General features: G+C 71.7%; 13 protein-coding genes and 2 pseudogenes. 9 read left to right on the top strand and 6 right to left on the bottom strand.

Features of this window, described 5'->3' with window-relative positions:
• Positions 1 to 37 precede the first annotated feature (37 nt).
• Both AC07D6_RS32025 and AC07D6_RS32020 read right to left on the bottom strand, forming a co-directional pair.
• Positions 38 to 211, bottom strand: coding sequence for a helix-turn-helix domain-containing protein (locus tag AC07D6_RS32025; protein ID WP_479050264.1), 174 nt, complete (start codon positions 209 to 211; stop codon positions 38 to 40).
• A 583-nt stretch (positions 212 to 794) separates the two neighbouring features.
• Positions 795 to 1,646: a helix-turn-helix transcriptional regulator gene (locus AC07D6_RS32020; RefSeq protein ID WP_479050227.1), complete on the bottom strand. Its 852-nt coding sequence runs from the start codon at positions 1,644 to 1,646 to the stop codon at positions 795 to 797.
• A gap of 263 nt (positions 1,647 to 1,909) precedes the next feature.
• Here AC07D6_RS32020 and AC07D6_RS32015 point away from each other — a divergent pair, with 263 nt between their 5' ends.
• Positions 1,910 to 2,167 carry a hypothetical protein gene (locus tag AC07D6_RS32015; RefSeq protein ID WP_479050225.1) on the top strand — a complete coding sequence of 86 codons (258 nt, stop codon included), beginning with the start codon at positions 1,910 to 1,912 and terminating at the stop codon, positions 2,165 to 2,167.
• Between the two features lie 113 nt (positions 2,168 to 2,280).
• On the opposite strand, the gene AC07D6_RS32010 is transcribed toward AC07D6_RS32015, so the two are convergent.
• On the bottom strand, positions 2,281 to 2,403 hold the full coding sequence (locus tag AC07D6_RS32010) for a hypothetical protein (protein ID WP_479050223.1): 123 nt from the start codon (positions 2,401 to 2,403) through the stop codon (positions 2,281 to 2,283).
• A gap of 681 nt (positions 2,404 to 3,084) precedes the next feature.
• The gene (locus AC07D6_RS32005) at positions 3,085 to 3,696 is read right to left on the bottom strand and encodes a hypothetical protein (RefSeq protein WP_479050222.1); all 612 of its coding nucleotides are present in this window, start codon (positions 3,694 to 3,696) and stop codon (positions 3,085 to 3,087) included.
• A gap of 926 nt (positions 3,697 to 4,622) precedes the next feature.
• On the opposite strand from AC07D6_RS32005, the gene AC07D6_RS32000 reads away from it, so the two are divergent.
• The 8 genes and pseudogenes from AC07D6_RS32000 to AC07D6_RS31965 all read left to right on the top strand — a co-directional run.
• The gene (locus AC07D6_RS32000; RefSeq protein ID WP_479050220.1) at positions 4,623 to 5,216 is read left to right on the top strand and encodes a C40 family peptidase; all 594 of its coding nucleotides are present in this window, start codon (positions 4,623 to 4,625) and stop codon (positions 5,214 to 5,216) included.
• A 119-nt stretch (positions 5,217 to 5,335) separates the two neighbouring features.
• The gene (locus tag AC07D6_RS31995) at positions 5,336 to 6,646 is read left to right on the top strand and encodes an RICIN domain-containing protein (RefSeq protein ID WP_479050218.1); all 1,311 of its coding nucleotides are present in this window, start codon (positions 5,336 to 5,338) and stop codon (positions 6,644 to 6,646) included.
• A gap of 2,587 nt (positions 6,647 to 9,233) precedes the next feature.
• The gene (locus AC07D6_RS31990; protein ID WP_479050217.1) at positions 9,234 to 9,473 is read left to right on the top strand and encodes a hypothetical protein; all 240 of its coding nucleotides are present in this window, start codon (positions 9,234 to 9,236) and stop codon (positions 9,471 to 9,473) included.
• Positions 9,474 to 9,540: 67 nt separating this feature from the next.
• Positions 9,541 to 10,305 carry a hypothetical protein gene (locus AC07D6_RS31985; RefSeq protein WP_479050216.1) on the top strand — a complete coding sequence of 255 codons (765 nt, stop codon included), beginning with the start codon at positions 9,541 to 9,543 and terminating at the stop codon, positions 10,303 to 10,305.
• Between the two features lie 636 nt (positions 10,306 to 10,941).
• Positions 10,942 to 12,567 (top strand): hypothetical protein, encoded by a 1,626-nt coding sequence (locus AC07D6_RS31980; RefSeq protein WP_479050215.1) that lies wholly within the window; start codon positions 10,942 to 10,944, stop codon positions 12,565 to 12,567.
• 122 nt (positions 12,568 to 12,689) lie between these two features.
• A complete protein-coding gene (locus AC07D6_RS31975; RefSeq protein ID WP_479050213.1) occupies positions 12,690 to 13,655 on the top strand; it encodes a DNA-processing protein DprA in 966 nt (321 codons plus the stop codon).
• Positions 13,656 to 13,885: 230 nt separating this feature from the next.
• Entirely contained in the window at positions 13,886 to 14,395 is a 510-nt protein-coding gene (locus tag AC07D6_RS31970; RefSeq protein ID WP_479050262.1) for a ComF family protein, read from the top strand.
• 81 nt (positions 14,396 to 14,476) lie between these two features.
• Positions 14,477 to 14,699 (top strand): annotated as a pseudogene (locus AC07D6_RS31965) (Scr1 family TA system antitoxin-like transcriptional regulator); the annotation flags it as partial.
• A gap of 42 nt (positions 14,700 to 14,741) precedes the next feature.
• Here AC07D6_RS31965 and AC07D6_RS31960 read toward each other — a convergent pair.
• Positions 14,742 to 14,948, bottom strand: a pseudogene (locus tag AC07D6_RS31960) (amidohydrolase family protein); the annotation flags it as partial.
• Between the two features lie 1,291 nt (positions 14,949 to 16,239).
• On the bottom strand, positions 16,240 to 16,689 hold the full coding sequence (locus AC07D6_RS31955; protein WP_479050211.1) for a hypothetical protein: 450 nt from the start codon (positions 16,687 to 16,689) through the stop codon (positions 16,240 to 16,242).
• Between the last annotated feature and the right edge of the window lie 199 nt (positions 16,690 to 16,888).

The following is a 16,888-nucleotide window of genomic DNA, read 5'->3' as shown; positions in this document are numbered from 1 at the left end:
CCCGGCAAACCTTCCCAGTCACAGCACTAGGCGGTGGTCACCCGCTGCGTTTGAGGCTCTTGCGTGTTTCCTGCAGGTAGTCGTGTACTGCCTGTTCGGGGACTTTGAAGCCCCGCCCGATGCGGATGGCTGGAAGCACCCCTTCGTGTACCAAGCGGTAGACCGTCATCCTGGACTTACGCAAAGCTTCGGCCGTCTCCTGGACCGTCAGGAGCCTGGTCTCGCTGGGCGGTGTGTCTCCGGCGGTGGCCGATGTCTGGGTGGGGCCCGGTTCGGGTGACCGCCGTCCCGCGGTGGAGGTTTCGTTGCCGGCCGCACCTGAGGGTTCAGACCGGCCGCTTTGTCCTGCACGAGATGCGGGTTTGGCACCCCGATTCTGCGTACGCCGGGTCATCTGCTGCTCAAGCTCGGCGATTCGTGCCCTCAGGTCGCGATTGATCTCGAAGAGTTCATGGTGGGTCTCCATCAGCTCGGTGATTCGTGCCCTCAGGTCGTGGTTGGTCTCGAGGAGTTCCTGGTTGGCCTGCATTAGCTCGTTGGCCCGGATCAGGGCTAGGTGGACAAGCTCGGCGGGTACTTCCTCGCGCCATGCGAAGCCGAGAGTACGCAGGAGGCCCATGAGTTCATGGGCCGCGGACAGCCGGTCATGCGTGTGGCCGTGGGCGATCTCGTTTCGGAGCCGGGCGATCCGCCGAACGGTCTGGGCGTGCTCTGGTGTGATGCGCTCGGCGATGTGTCGGGATGCGGGCGTCCCGAGCGAGGACTTGTTCATCAGCTCGGCGAACTTCTCGTTCTTATCCACGGTCCTCACTCCTTTCCTGCCGGTTCTTCACGCTGGTCTTCTTGCGCCAGCGGTGCAGGACGCCTTCGATCACCCGTACGGATTTCTCGCCGAGGATCTCCCGGATCTCCTCCTGGGTATAGCCGTCCAGGGTCAGTGCCACCACCGCCCGCTCTCGCTCCTTCTTGGGGTCGATGTTCTTGAGCGCGTCGCGCAGTACCTCGCGGCCGATGACCTCGCCTTCCACGCCGGGCAGCACCTCGTCGTCGAAATGGGGGTGGAGGAGCGCCTGGCGCTGGGCCGCCTCGTGGTTGCGGTGCCTGCGGAACTCGTTGGGGAAGTCGTACAGGCAGGCGCCCATGAAGTAGGTCGTGATTCCGGCGCCGCCGGCGAAGGTCCATCCGCCTTCGACGAGGGCCTGTTGCCGGAAGCGGGGCAGGGCCAGGGCGACGGTCATGCTGGCGAGTTCCTCACGCAGGTCGCTGTCGGCGGCCAGCCGTTCGAGTTCGAGTTCGTGCGGGTTCAGACCGAACCCGCGGCTGGAGGTCATCTTGAAGATGTAGCCGGAGTACATCCACGCCCGCAGGACGGCGATGGCGTAGCGGGCCAGGTCATTCTCGAAGGCCTCGTAACGCGGGCCGGCGAAACCGTCCTGGGCCAGTAGCTGTACGAGCTGCTGGTCGGCCATGCGCCGCTCCAGGCTCTCCTGGAGCCGCTGGGTCTCTTTCCTCTGCCGGGGGTCCATCTCTTCCCAGCCGGCGGCCGTAGATGCGTCGAGGGCGATGTTCTGGGCGGCGTCGCCGGAAGGTTGTAAGTCCCAGGCGTGTGCGGGCGCGTCCTCTCCGCCCGCGTCGTCGCCCCGCATGCCCCGTCCCCTCTCTTCCGGTTGTCGTCCGCCCGCCATGGATACATGGGGCTGGCTCCGTCACCGCCCGGCGCCACCCTCCGCAAGCTCCGGGCACCGCCGCCCGCTGACGCAGACGACCCCTTGTAAGTCGCTGCTCCCGAGGTACCCCACGGACTTTTTCAAGATTTTTTAGGCGACGGGAAAATCACGAGATTCCGTGGGGGGACCGGGGCGTCGCGACATAGAAGCGGTACACGATCACCGCACTCGGGAGGAGCCCCGTGACCCACAACCTGACCCCGCCCACCCCGCCCACCACTCCGGTTCAGGCACCTCCGGTCCCGGCCCTGGAACCGGAGAGCTCCGGCCCCCTCCTTACCGCCCACGCTGCGCTCGTCTTCCTGGCGGCGGCCTTCATCGGCGCGGTGGCCGGCGTCCTGACCTCCTTCAGCACCGGCAACACGGCCGCCGCGCTGCTGGCCGGCCTGACCGCCTGCGGTTTGAGCATCCCCGTCCTGCACAAGCTCATCCACCCCTGACCCCAGCCGCACCAGGCGAACATGGCCCCGGGAACCTCCCGGGGCCGTTCTGCTGCCGTACACCCGAGAACGGCCGAACCCAGCATCCCGCCGAGGTCCGGCACCGCTGCTCACTACTGGCCGAGCACCTCGACACCCGGGCGCTGGCTCTCGAAGAGGTACAGCTTCTTGCCGAATAGCTCCTCGTGGCCGGTGGAGAAGACGGCCTTGTCATGGAGGGCGTACTGGCAGATCATCGAGCAGTCCGCCGCAGACAGCTGAAGTCGGTTCGCTTCTCGGTCGGTTCGGCACGAGCTGGTGGCCACCGCCCTGGCGGGTGGTTGCTTCGGTTGCGGCGCTCGGTCTGCCAGCCGGCTCCGGCCGCGTCGATCTGACTACGGCGAAGCGCTCGCTGCCGGGGCGGCTCCGGCCGGCTTAGAGCCTGCCGCTGGCGACCTCACGCGGCAGGCCAGGGAAGGCCGGGCGCTGGCCAGCAGTCCCGTAGCAGCCCACCGTGGTGGCCACACCGTGCTCCTGAGCGGCTCCGGGTGGTGGCGGCTTTTCGTCCCGCCCGGGTTCGGGTCCGGCCGTGCCTGGGAGTACCCGGCCTGGACCACGTCGAAAATGTCGGTCTGGTGCGCTCATCAGCGCCCGGACCACCGTGCTCGGTGCTGTACCGGCGCCGACCGGATCTTCGGAAGCTGTGGCAAGGAGGGCAGTTCCTGTGATGCCCGGGGAGCCGCTGTCCGGCGTTCTCCCGTCCGTTCGCCTCGCCCCCCGGGACCCGGGGGGCGAGGCGAACGGACGGGAGAGGCACTCAGGCGGTGTCGTGTGGGGTCTGGTGTTTGGAGTCGGTGGTTTTGTCACCGTGAAGGTGTGTGTTCTGGCTCCCGGTGCGGGGTGTGGGGTGTCGGGAGCCAGAACGTTGGGGTTGGGGGTCAGCGGGCCTTGCGGCCCTTGGTCAGGCGGTGGTCGGTGGTCCAGAACTTGGTGGCGGTGGAGGTGCCGGCCTTCACCCAGGTGTTTCCCTTGGGTCGGCACACGAAGTTGAACATGCCCATGGTGGTCATCTCGCCGGGCCTCTCGTACACGTCGAAGCGGTACTCCTTGTAGACCTCTCCCGCCCGCAGCTTGTAGTGCGCGTGCTTGCGCAGGGTCGCGGTGAAGCCGAAGTTCTTTCCGATGGTCTCGGTGACGTCGAAGCCGACGGCCGCGCTGACTGCGCCCTTGGACAGGCCGAAGGTGCCGCCGACCTTGTTCGACGTCTCGACCTTGTAGTCGATCCTGAGCTGTCCGGGACCCCACCCGGCGATCACGTACCCGGGCTTGTTGGGCCAGACCTTGATGGTCCTGGTGAACTTGACGTTCCGCGCCTGCCGGTCGGCCACGCAGGGCCGGCCGTTCTTGCCGGAGGCGGACGCGTTGCTGATCCGGTCGGCGGGCGGGGCGTCGTTGCCCAAGAGGTCCGTGGTGCTGGTGGTGATACCGCCGGCGAGCAGGCCGGTGGCGACGGCGGCTACCGCCATCGTGCGGGTCTTTCGCGTTCGCATGCCACGCATGGTGGTTTCCCTTTCGGTGAGCAGACGATGTGGGGCGCCTGAACCGGCGTCCGGCCGGAAGGCGCTGAGGGGTTGGGAGCTCCCTTGTGCCTGCGCGCTCGCGGTCGTCGACACCGGCGTGCGGCAGGTCTGGCCCGGCAGCGTGTGGCGGCGCCTTCGACTGGGGGCGTCGCCCGGCAGTGCGGGGCGGTGGAAGAAGCGTTGCCCGCGGGTGGAAGGCCGGGCAACACATTGCGGTGGCCGGGACAGTCCTGCCTCGTCTGCGCAGGTCACAGGGGTGTCCGTCTGCGTCTGCCCCACTGGTGAGGAAGGCCGTGCCAAGGGCGGACGCACCCGGACGGTCCAGGACGCCCGAAGGTCTGGCGAGACACCCGGAGGCTGAAACAGCCTCCTTGCGGGCCGTGTGTTGCGGCCCCGTGAAGGAGGTTGTGATGGCACCGCAGACGTTGACCCGACCCACCCAGCAGGCACCGAGCCCGCGGCAGGGGCGGGCGTCGACCCCGGTGAGCAGGCCGGCCCAGGGGGACAGGACCGCCCAGGCGTCGGCCGCGCACCGCAAGCCCCGCCGTCGCGGTATGGGCGCGGGCCGTGCGGGCGGCGGCCGTCGGCGCTGGGCCGTGGCGTCGCTGCTGGCGGTGTTCGTACTGGCCTGGCTGGCAGGGGCACTGCTGGCCGTTCACGGCCCCTCAGAGGTCTCGGCCCGGCAAGACCACCCGTCGCTCACCCTCACCCCGCCGACCCCGCCGACCCCGCCGACCCCGCCGACCCCGCCGACCCCGCTGACTTCGCCGACTCCCGAGCCCGAGGCCGGGCCTGAGCCTGGGCAGAGCGGGACCGAACCGGAAACCAAGCCCCTCCCGTCTGACAAGCCCCGCCGGCCGGCCCACGGCGCGCCTGAGGCGACCAGGAAGATCACGTTGCGGCCGGGAGACACCCTCTACGCGCTGGCCCTTACGCACGGCACCACCGTCAAGGCCCTCCAGACGCTCAACAGCCTTGGCACCTCGACCCTCATCTACGCCGGCGACACCCTGCTCCTGCCGGCCGGTCACGGCACGGTGCCTGCCGCGGCCACGAGCTCCGCGGGCAAGACCACCCCCGCCCCGCGGCCCGTACCGAGCGACACCGACACCCCCGGCAAGCCGGCTCCCGTGGTGAAGAGCGGCGGTGCGAAGGCCGTCGCGTTCGCCCGGGCGCAGCTGGGCAAGCCCTACCTCTGGGGCGGCACCGGGCCGCACGGGTACGACTGCTCAGGCTTGGTGATGCGGGCCTGGCAGAAGGCCGGCGTCAACCTGCCGCGTACCACCTGGGACCAGATTCGGGCGGGGAAGACCACCACCCGTACCCGTCTGCTCCCCGGCGACCTGGTCCTCTCCCACGGAGGCAGCCATGTCGCGCTCTACATCGGTGACGGCAAGGTCATCCACGCCCCCCGCCCCGGTCGCACGATCACCATCGCGCCGCTGCCCCGCCCCTCCGACGTCGTCGCCTACCGCCACATCGCCCGGTGACACACGCGAAGGCCACCGTGCACCCACCTATCCTTCTTCATCTTCAGCACGCCTGGGACAACCTCTCAACTTCCGTTCGCACTAGGCTCTTCGGAGCGCGTGAGCGATCAGGAGGAGACATGGGGACCGGGCCGGATCCGAAGGCCGCGAAGACACCGGCGGAGTTCGTCGCCACGATGCGCCAGCTGCGCAACTGGGCCGACCTGAGCTACCGGCAGCTCGAACGCAAAGCCGCCGACGCCGGCGACGCCCTGCCGCGGGCGACGCTTGCCAGCGTGCTGGCACGGCAGGACCTGCCCCGAGAAGAACTCCTGGCCGCCTTCGTCCGTGCCTGCGGAGGCGACGCGGCCACCGTCGACGCCTGGATCGACGCCCGCCGCCAACTGGCCATGAACGCCGAACCCGCGGCCCCCACACCCGACAACCCCCATCAGACTCCCTTACCTCCCGCGGTCGAGGAACCCGGCCCGGGGGACCCCAAGGAAGAGGACCCGGACACCCGCCCCGCGGCATCGGCACCCGACGACCCCCACGAGGCACCCTTGCCCCCGCCGGCGGAAGAGCCCGCCCCGAAGAACCTCAAGGAACAGGAACCGGACGTCGAAACAGCCGCCGCACCCGACCACGGCACGACGGCGACGCGCCCCGAACCCGATGAGCCCTCCCGCAGCCGGTACCTGCCGATGTCCCTCACCGGGGCCCTGGCCGCGGCAGCCGTCCTGCTGCTCGCCTTCTGGCCGAGGGGAACCACATCCGACACCACCCTGCCCGGCGACGGCCCCCGCGCCACCACCAGCCCCACCGACAGCAAACCGTCACCGACCCGACCCTCCGCCACCCCGTCCGTGCAGACGCCCTCCCCACCCCCCGCCTCCGCCTCGTCCGGCACCGGCAAGACCTCCGCCAAGCCCAAGCCCAAGCCCCGGCCCACGACACCACCCGCCAAAACCCCGAGCAAAGCCCCCACCACACCCGCCCCCGCCACGATGCCCAAGACCGGCTGGGTCCAGATGCACCCGGCCGGCTCCTCCAGCCTGTGCATCACCGAAGGCCGCGAACGCAACGGCCGCACTGATCGCGAGATCGCCGTCCAGCGCCCCTGCGCCGAAGCCCCCCAGCCCCGGGTCTACCTCGAATCCCTCGGCAACGGCACCTACCGCATCCAGTGGCACCACCCCGAATTCGGCCAAGGCTGCCTCGGCGTCGACGAAGCCCCCACCGAAGGCTCCCAACTCCTGTCCCCCGGCGACTGCACCGACGCCCCCGGCATGCGCTACCGCTTCGAACCCTCCGGCAGCGGCTACCGCCTGCGCCCCCTGGACAGCGGCATGTGCATCGGCATCCTCCCCCCTCGCACCAGCGGCGCCGAAGCCATCCAGGCCCACTGCACCGGAGCCGCCGACCAGGTCTTCCGCTTCAACCCCCTTTGACCAAGCGCCTTTCGCGTTCGAGCGGGACTGGGCCCGAAAGCGCCTAGGCCGACGCCTTGGACGACACCGAAGGGCGCGCCCTTCCCACAGTGACGGGCGTGGGCTTGGCACGGCGATCAGGGAGCGGTCCCATGAGGGTGCCTGGTGGTGCCCGTGTCCGGTCCACCGGAGGGACCAGCTCACCCGACCGACCGCCTGTTTCGGCTGTCCGCCGGGCGCCGGCCGAACACCCGTGTGCGCTCGTAGGGGTCGTTGCGGGCCGCTTACCGGCCTGGGCGTCGACCTGCTCCCGCCGCCCCGGCTCGCCATCGCCGTCGATCGGTCGTCGTCGATCGCCGTCTCGCTGCGCCGTCCTGCTGCTGTCGACCGCCTACGGCGCCGCCGCCATCGGTCGCCGTACGGCGCCGGCATCCCGGCGTCGACCCTCGTACAGCGTCCCGCCCCATCGCTCCGCTGCCTGGTCTCCCCGTCGGTTGCCGCCCCGCGCCGCCGAAGGCAACGGCCAGCCGTCCTGCCGCACTGGTCCGTCGTCGGTGCGGACGGCGTCCCCGGGCTCCGGGCTCTGGCCGTCGGTTCCGTTGCCGTTCCACCGGCCAGCTCGGGCACCACGACGGATCGAGGTCGTCCAGTTGCTCGCGCCGCTCGCACGACAGCGCGTCGGTCGTCGACTCCATGGGCAGGCCCTCGGCATGCCGCTGTCGTCGTCCCGCCGGCCTCGCCGCGTCGGTATCCCGGTGCCCCGCCCCGCTGCTGGCCGTCGACCGCCGTCCCGCCGCCCGCCGCCCGTCGCCGCGTCGTCGCCCCGTCGCCGCGTCGTCGCCCTGCCACCGCGCCGCGCCGTGCCGCTCGTCGCTGTCGTCCTGGCGCCGCGTCGCTCCGCTGCTTCGTCGTCGGCTGCCGCCGGGAGGTGTCCGGCCGTCCCGGCCACTGGTGCTCGTCCGTCGACCACCACCGCTGTCGACCCCGTACGGCGTCCCGCTTGGGCACTGCCGTCCCGCGGTCGTCGGTCGTCGTTCCGTCGGCCGCTCCGTACGGCGCCGTCCCGGCCCCCGCCGCAGCGCCGGCCAGCTCCGCCGGCCGTTCAGTTCCGCCGCGCTGGTCGGGTCCCGGCCGACTGCCGTACGGCGTCACCGCCGTGTCCGGCCGCCGCGCGCGGCCCCCGCGCTGTCTTGCCGCCGTGCCTTGTTGCCGGCGCGGGCGTCGTCCCGTCGTCGACCGCCGTACCGCCTCGCGGCTCTCCCGGTCGGCCGCCGGCGCAAGCGATGTCTCCGGCCGTCGTCGGGTCGCCGTGCTGTCGCCCCGCTGCCCGTGCCGCCCGCCGGGCCGCGGGGGCGCCGCCCCACCCACCCGCGCCGCTGCCCCGGCCGCGGCGCTGTGCCCGGCGTCCCGGCGGCCGCTTTGCGGTGCCGGCGCGCCGCCGGCACGCCGCCGCGCCGTCCCGCCGCTTCATGGCCCTGCTGTGGCGCCCTGCCGCCCACGGCCTCGCCGCTGTGCCTCGCGCCGCGGCTGCGGCGGGCCACCGTCGCCGCGCCGCCCCTGCCGCCTTGACTGTCGCGAGCGCGAGCTCCTGGCGCCCGTCCTGTGTCACCTCGCCCGTCCGCCGCGCCGCAGCCGTCCGCGGCGCCGCCCGTCCGCGGCGTCGCCGGGGTGCCGGGCCGCCGTCCGCGGCGCTGCGGCCGCCGTGCCGCTGTGGTGTCGTCTGGCTGGGGAAGGTGCCGGGCCGGCGAGGGTGGGTGTCGGCGCTCGCGGCTGCGCGGGTTCGTTCAGAGTGCCGCCCGGGCCGCCGCTTCGCGGTCCTGTCGGGCCGCCGCCGTCCCGCCCGCTCGGCGCTGTCCGCCCGTCCGCTGACCGTCCCGCCGCCGCGCCGTCCCGCTGTTTCCGCGTCCTGCGGCGGTGCCCCTGCTGCGGCGCCGTGCCGCCGCTGTGCCTCGCCCCTGCCGCCGCGCCGGGCCGCTGCGGCGCCCGGGGCGTCGCCGGGTCGCCCCTGCCGCTTCGAGGTCCTGCTGCGGCGTTCCCGCCGCTGTGCCTCGCGGCGCCGTCGGGGCGCCCGCGCCCTCGCCGTGCCGTCCGCCCACCGTGCCGCTGCGGCACCCCCGTTGCTGCCCGTCGTGTCCCGTCTCCGCCGGATTGCCGCCACGGTCCTGCCCCGCGCCGCCCGCCGCCGGGCTGCCGCTGCTCGGCCCGCCCGGGCCGCCACCGCTGTGCCGCCGTCGCCGCGCCGCCGTCCGCTGCCGCGTCGACACCCCGCCGCTGTCCCGTCGCTGGGCCGCCGGGTCTGTGCGGTGCCGGCGCCCCCGCCGTTGCGTCGTGGCGGTCCTGCTCCGCCGCCCCGCTGCTCGCCCAACTGTGTGCCGGCCGCCGCGCCGAGCGGTGGGTGCCGGCATTCGAGCAGGACTGGAACCGCGCGCTGGACGATGCCCGGCGCAGTTACAGCCTCCCCCCTGCACGACGTCGTCCGCACCTGGCATCTGCGGGTCGCGGCCGCTCGGGCCGTCGATGCCTACCTGCACTCGGGCCGCGACGAGACCAGCTTCGTGGACCTGAACGACGTCTTGGGCGCCCGCCGGTGGCCGGTGGTTCCTGGGCAGTGCGCCTGTCCGGGCAGGCCGCCAAGACGCTCACCGGCCTGCCCGAACACGCGAAGGAAACAGTCCGCGCCGTCCTGGACATCGCGATGCGCTCTCCCTGGGGATGGCCGCAGCGGGATGCCGGCGATGCGGAGGGCGAGGACGTCCGCGTCGTGTCCGTCGGGCAGCTGTCCGTCGTCTACGCGATCAACCGCCTCACCCGGCATCTGTCCGTCCTGGACATCGTCTGGCTCGGTTAGGCGCTTCCCGGCGGCCACGTGAACGGTTTCGGATCCGCCTGGCCGGTCGCGGTGCGATCCTGCACGGATGAATCGTGTGCGCAGGGTGGGGGCGCTGGCGGCCGGTCTGGCCGCGGCGGCGCTGGTGACGGGATGCGGTGGGAGCGGCGGCGCCGAGGCGGGGCCGGGTGCGCCGGCCAGCCCACCGGAGAGTGTGGAGGTGCCGGACGGCCCGGTGGAGGCGCCGTCGATGGAGCCGGAGTATCCGCCGACGGCCGAGGGTGAGATCGACAAGCTCGCCGATGAGCGGGGCTGGGTGGTCGATGACCTTTACAGCAGTGCTGCGGCGTTCGTGCAGGACATGTGCGATTCGCTGCCGGTGAGCGCGGTGGAGGGGATGTCGCGGCCGCAGTGGCTGGCTGAGGGCGGATACCTGGAGGGGGACGGGGCGGCGGTGTTGCAGGCAGGGGTGCCGAAGCTGTGCCCGAAGTGGACGGCGACGGTGAAGGCCGCGGTGTCAGGGCGCTACGAGCGGTGGTTCACCGATGGCACGTATGTGGTCGCAGCCGACAAGCCGAAGGCGAGCACGTTGGGGCCGCCGGACCCGGACGACTTCGTCACCGGCGAGGACGGTGAGCGGTCGGTCGGCGAGGAGGCGGAGGAGACGATCCTGCCGGGCACGTACCGGGCGAAGGGCCGGATGAAGGACTGCTACTGGGAGCGGACGGCGAAGGACGGGGAGATCATCGACAACCAGTTCGCGACATCGGCACAGGACATCACGGTGACGATCCGCGCGTCGGACGGACAGTTCACCTCGACGAACTGCGCGGTGTGGAAGCCCGTCAAGTAGACGGTGCGGGATGTGAGCGGGCCCCGCTCCTCGGGGGTGTGGGAGCGGGACCCGCGGGTCGTACGGATCGGGCCGGGCTGGCGCGCGGGGACGTGTGTAGGAGCCGGTGCGCTCCGAGTGCCGCCGCTCCCCCGGCCTCGGGGTGCTCTTGGACTAGCGCGTCGACGTCGGCCGTCCGGTACAGCGCCACGTCGACCGCCCCGGTCCGCGAGATCTCGAAACGTCCTTGAACCGTTTCGGCGGGGTTCACCCAGCCAAGACGGACCATCCAGTCGCAGTCGGCCCGGTGCACCCCCAGCCGCGCCGCCGCCTGGTCCGGGCCGAGCGGCGTCTCGGCGGCGACCAGCTTCGCCAAGTCCTCGCGCCGGCAGCCCCCTGCGGCCTGGCCGGGGTGGTGCAGTGTCCTGTCCGGTTCGCGCTCAGGTCGACCAGGAGGCCGCAGCCGACGAACCGCCGCATCAGAAACGCCGTCACGTGCCCCTTCTCGCCGACGACGTTCGGGGCGCCGAAGGCGTCGGCGCCCCGGTTTGCCGCCGCGGGAGCCGGAACCGTGGGATTCGCCGGTGCTGTGTCAGACCGGCTGAGAGGATGGGAAGAGGGTCAGCTCATGATCAGGGCACAGCAGTGGGGGCGGCGATGGACGAGAAGAAGACGGTGCGCGCGGTCGCGATCGACTACAAGGCAGTCCTGCACGGGCCCGGGCGCGCGCACGAGGGGATTGCTGAACTGCTGCGGTGGCTCGATCAGCGCGATGTGGCGTGGGTTCTGCTGACCAACGAGCCGATGGACGCCAAGTCGGCCCTTGCCGCGGCGGGCCTTCCCGAACCGGCCCTGCATCTGTGCCGCGACGACATCCCGGACAAGGCGAGGCGCGGAAACAAGGCATGGCTGGAGGCGGTCGCGGACCGACTCGGCCTCCGCATGAACCAGCTCATCCTCATCGGGACCTCGCAGTTCGACTGGTACACAGGCATCCACGCTGGCGTCGTTCACATCCACGCCCGCTGGGCCAGCCGGCTGGGAGCGCAGATCACTTCGTTGATGTCCGACGAGCCGGCCGATGTCATCGAACTCTTGGAGTACTTCCTGCTGCACGAGCCCCGTTGGGCGTTCCGTCTCGATGACGAGGACCGCGCCTTCGCGATCCGCTCGATGCTGCCCTTCAACGCGCGGTTCCCCCGCGGTGGCGGCCGGACCTTCACGATTAAGGACATCTTCACCTACGAGAACACAGTTAAGGTCGGCGACGAGGACGCGCGCGATGTCCTGATGCTGCACCTTCTGTGTGCGGCCTACCTCGATGGTGCGCTGCCTGGGCAGAGCTTCTTCTGCGTGTACCCCAGCAGCACACCCGCTAAGGGCAACCCGCAGCTGGCCGGCTTCCTGGACCGCGCCAAGGTCATGACCGGCTCCTCCTACAAGGAGGACCTTCTCGAACGCGTCATCCAAGCCCCAGATACCAGTCTGGAGCGGTACAAGAGGAGCGTCGGCCAGTCGACGGGCCGGGACATCTCCATCGCCGCCCAGGCCCGCACCGTACGAGTCAACCCGGCCTACAGGAAGAAGATCGTCGGCAAGACAGTGATCGTCTTCGACGACTTCACCACCGAGGGCAAGTCCCTGGAGTGGGCCCGCACCCTCCTCAGCGAGGCCGGAGCAGCACAGGTCATCGCACTGACCATCGGAAAGTACCCCTCGCGCCACACCGTCTACCGGTTGCGCCCCGATGTCACGATCGATCCCTTCAGCACCAACGACGTCACCCTGGCGCATTTCCAGACGACCACAGGTCCTGGGGGAGCGGAGGAAGGGCCGTCGGTGATCCTGACAACTGCTATGGAGCACTTCGCCGCCGTTGAGGAGCGCGCCGCCGAACCTCCAACCCCTGAGGCGTCCTCTGCCCGGATGGCTCATCCGGCACCCCGCCCCGTTCCTGCTGGCACCCGCTCTCCCATGACCGCCTACAGGATCGCCCGGCAGCGGCACCTCGCGGACATGCTCACCCACCTCCAGCAGCATGCGTACCCTCTCGTCTGGCGCGGCGAGTACCTGATGTCTACAGGGAAGACGACGACCACCGCCTTGTGGTGGATCGCCCTGCCAGGGCAGGTCGAGCAGTGGTACGACACCAGCGAGGCTGAGCGTCTGGTCAGCGGCATTTGTCTAGCGGTAGGGATCATCTGGGAACCGGTCGCGGCGCCCGGCGGGGCCACCCAGCTCGCTGAAGCCCTCGCCCGTATGGAACAGCGGCGGCAGAGCTGAGGCACCGGCCCGACGGCCCCCTTCCTGTCCGTACGGGGGCTCCGTACGCCATGATGGGAAGTGGCCCGAGAACCCTCGCTTCATCCTTCGAACATCCCGGGGCCACGAGTAGAAGGACACCAATGGACCTCGATATCACCGCTGAGCAGCACGATCTGCTAACCCTGTGCGCGTTGCGCGCCGGCGACGCCACCCTCGACTGGAACCTGATCGCCCGCGGCGCCCAGAGCCCCGAGGGCCTGGCCGCGCTCATGGACGGACAGGTGCACGAGGACTCCCGTGCCGCGACGAAGAACCGGCCCCTGCTGCAGCAGGCCTTGGCCGCAGGGCTGGACGACGCCCGTGCCCGCGTCGACGACGAGCTGGACGCGGCCGCCAAGGCAGGCGCACGCCTGGTCACGGTCCTCGACAAGGACTATCCGGTAAACCTCAGGGTGATTGGCAACCTGCCGCCCTTCCTCTTCTACCGCGGCGAGCTCGACCAGCGCGATGCCCGCTCCATCGCCGTCGTTGGCACCCGCCAGGCCTCCGAGGCTGGGCTGCGCCGGGCGGCCCGAATGGCCCGCGAACTTGTCCAGCACGACGTCGTGATCGCCAGCGGACTCGCCAAGGGCATCGACGCAGCCGCTCACCAGGCCACTCTCACCGCTGGCGGCCGGACGTTCGCCGTCATGGGCACCGGCATCGCCGCCTCCATCTATCCGGCCGAGAACCGGCCGCTCGCCACGGCTATCCTGGGCGCGGGCGGGGCTCTGCTGAGCCAGTTCTGGCCCACCAGCCCGCCAGCGAAGTACACCTTCCCCCGCCGCAACGTCGTCACGTCCGGCACCACCCTGGGAAGCGTCGTCATCGAGGCATCCAGCACTTCCGGCGCCAAGATGCAGGCCCGCCTGGCCGCCGAGCACGGCAAGCTCGTCTTCCTGATCCGTTCCCTCGCCGACACCCAGCCCTGGGCGAAGAAGATGCTGGACGAGGGCCGGGCGATCCTGGTCACCGCCTCCAGCGACATCACCGACTGCCTCGGCCAGGCCGCGGACATCCAGGCCGCGGGCCAGCAGCGCCAGCAACTTGCCCTGGCCGGCCTGTGACGGCAGGCCTCCCAGACCCGGCAGGCTTCCCCGACTGCCCGGTGTGCGCCTACCGCATCACCGGCACCGCCCGCCTGTGCTCCGACTGCGCCGGCCGCACTCTCCAGCCCGTCGCCGAGCCCCACTGCCCGGTCTGCTCCCAGGCCCTCGCACCCGGCAGGCCATGCAGCAACCGAGTGTGCGGGCTACCAGAGGCCGAACGGGGGTTCTCCCGCGTCGACGCGGTGGCCATGTACTCCGGCGCCCTGCGTGACAAGATCCACAAACTGAAGTACGAGGGGAAGACAGGCTGGGCGATGATCTTCGGCCGCCTCCTCGTCGGCTGGATGGATAGCCACCCCGAGGCTATGCAGGGCGTCGACTATGTCGTCGGCAACCCGACCCACAGTGATCGTCAGCCCATCCAGCACATCGAGGCGATCATGGATGCCGCCTACACAGAGGACGTGACCCGTGCCTTCCCCCTCAGCCCGCCAGGCGGCCACCGGCTGGTGAAGTCGGTCGAGACAGCCCGGTCCGCAAATCGCACCCTTGACGAAAAGCGCGCGGCCGCCGCCGCCCACGCCGCCGCCCTGACCTGGACCGGAGACCCCCGCGACATCAAAGGGGCCGCCCTCCTCCTCGTCGACGACGTCTTCACCAGCGGATCTCAGCTCCAGCACGTCGCACGCCGGCTCCGGGCAACGGGCGCTGCTGACGTCCGCGGACTCGTTCTCGCGCGCGTCCCCTGGGGTGGATGACGCCGCTGGAACTGCACCGACGGCAACGTACGTGCCGCCAGGTTGGGCTAAAGCCGTCGCCGCCCGCATCCAGGTTCCTAGTACGAGGGCGGCCACGTCTACGTCGTCCTCAGCGAGGAATCCGTCCTGCGCTACCGAACCGCCGACCCCGACATGAGTGCGCGGTCAGCTGCGCCACCTCCTGGCCGTGATGCCGTTCGCCTCCATCTCGCTGGGGATCATCCCGTTCACCGCGCAGCGCATTGTGTGGCCGCTGGAGGCGTTCTACGTCCACGACGACACCATGGCTGTAGTGATGTCGCTGCCTGGTCTTCGGCTCCCGGGAGCGGACCAGACCGTGGACGACGCCGTCGTGCAGGACCAGCATCGTGTGCACGAGGCGGCCGAAGTCGGTGAAGGGGTCGCCGTCGATGACGGTGAGATCGGCGATCTTCCCGGGTTCGATGGTGCCGAGGTCGCGGTCGACCCCGGGCAGCCGTGCCGGGACGGTGGTGGCGCAGTGCTGCGCCCGGGTGGCGGTGAAGCCGTGCTGGTGCACGGCGTGCAGGCCCAGGTGGAGGGAGAGGCCGGGCGGGACCAGGGGTGCGTCGGTGCCCAGGGCCGCCCCTGCTCGGCCAGCGCCCTTGCCACAGGTGAGGTCCTGGACGAGGCGGTCGCCTCCGTGGCGCTGACCGGTCTGCCTGCGCTGCAGGAAGTGCGCGCTGTGTCTGATCCGAGTACGACGGTGAAGCTCTGCCTGAGCGCGATCTTTCGGTCAGCCGCGCCCCCGCCGCCCCACGCCGTCCGTGCCGCCCCCGCCGCCGCTCGGCCCGCCCCGTCCGCCGCCTTCGTGGTTCTGCCGCGGCGCTGCCGCCCGTCGTGTCCCGTCCCCGCCGCCATCGTCCCGCTGTCTCCACGTTCTGCTGCGGCGCCCCCGCCGCCGCGCCGCTCCGCCGGCGCGCCGTCCCGCTGTGGCGGCCCGGGGCGCCGCCGGGGCGCCCCTGCCGCGTCGATACCCCGCCGCCTCAATGTCTTGCGCGCCGCGCCCGCCCGTCCCGTCGCCGGGCTGCCGGACCTGCGCGGCGCCGTCCCGCTGTCTCCGCGCCCCGCGGCCCCACGCCGTCCGTGGCGCCGCCGGGCCGCCGTGCCGCCCGTCCACGGCCGCCGCCCCGCCGCTGCGGCGCCTGTGGCGCTGTGCCTCGCGGCGCCGCCGTCCGCTGCCGTGCCGTCCCGCCGCTCGCGGGGCTGCCGGGGCACCCCCTGCCGCTGCCGCGTCGATACCCCGCCGCCTCGATGTCCTGCGCGCCGCGCCCGGCAGGGGCGCCGCGGCGCCGTGCTGCCCGCCCGTCCGCCGGCCGTCGCCGGTAACGATCGTCGGGTCGCTGCGGCACCCCCGCCCCCGCCGCCGCTGTGCCCGCCCCCGCCGCCGCTGTGCCGCCCGCCTGTCGCGGCGCTGTCGAGGGCCTGAGCATCCGCGACGCGGTCGCCCTGGCTGCTGTCCAGCGCGGCCCGTCCGCTGCGCCGCCGGCCCCGCTCCGTCCCGCCGCTTCGTGTTCCCGCCCCGCTGCCGTCCCGCCGTACGGGCCGGGGACAAGTCCGTGTGCGGACCTTGCCGCGCCGACGACGTCGCCCGCGAGGAAGCCGCCGCCGAAGCCGCCCGCCGCCAGGCCGCCGCGCCGCCGGATCCGGAGGACGAGCCTGGGCCGGGGCGGGGCCGCGGCTGGTTCCGCCGGCGGCCTGATGATTCCCTTCGCACCCGGGGGAACGCACACACCGGCCACAAACAGCACCGGCGCAACCCTCTGGAACACCTCGGGGCCCCGGGCTTCGCACAACGCCAGGGGCCTTCCCGGTCTGCTGCCGGATCAGGACCGCTCCGGGGCCGGGCCGCAGTCGACCCGGCCGGTCGTACATGGAGCGTGTGCCAGCGCGGGCCCTGCGGTCTCCTCGACGATGCTGGCGCCGCTGAGGTCCTCGCACACCCGCAGGTCCAAAGCGACGGCGGCCGCGTCGATACGCGTCCACTGTTCGTCGGTGAGGTCGGGCAGGAGCGGGCGTAGGTGGTGCAGGGCGAACGCGACGATGCCCGGCGTCACGCTGTGCAGGAGGTTGGCGACGGCGGCGCTGTGCGCGTCGGGATGGAGCTCGCCCCCGCCCGACAGGGCGTACGCCAGCCTGTACGCGTAGTCCGCCTGCTCGGTCAGGGCGGCGTTCGCGGTGGCGCGCACGCCCGTGAGCCAGTCAGCGGTGAACAGCAATTGCTCGATCGCGGCACCCGGCACCGTGGTCCCGGCCGCGGCGGTGATGTTCTCCATGCCCGGTCAACCCCCCGACCGTCAAGGCGGATACGGTTCCGCTCCGGCCACCGCGCAGTGCGGGTTACTTACCTGCGGCGTCAGCTGCGATGTGTCGGTTTAGTGGCAATACCGGTGATTTAGGTTGTTTTCGTTCGCCTGCTGGTTGGTTTGGTGGGTGGAACCGGTGTGACGGTGTGAGCCGGTGGTGGGGGTGGGT

It is taken from the genome of Streptomyces sp. NPDC045287 (assembly GCF_056432325.1).
The sequence above is the reverse complement of the archived record's forward strand: the minus strand, read 5'-3'. Positions and strand labels throughout refer to the sequence as shown.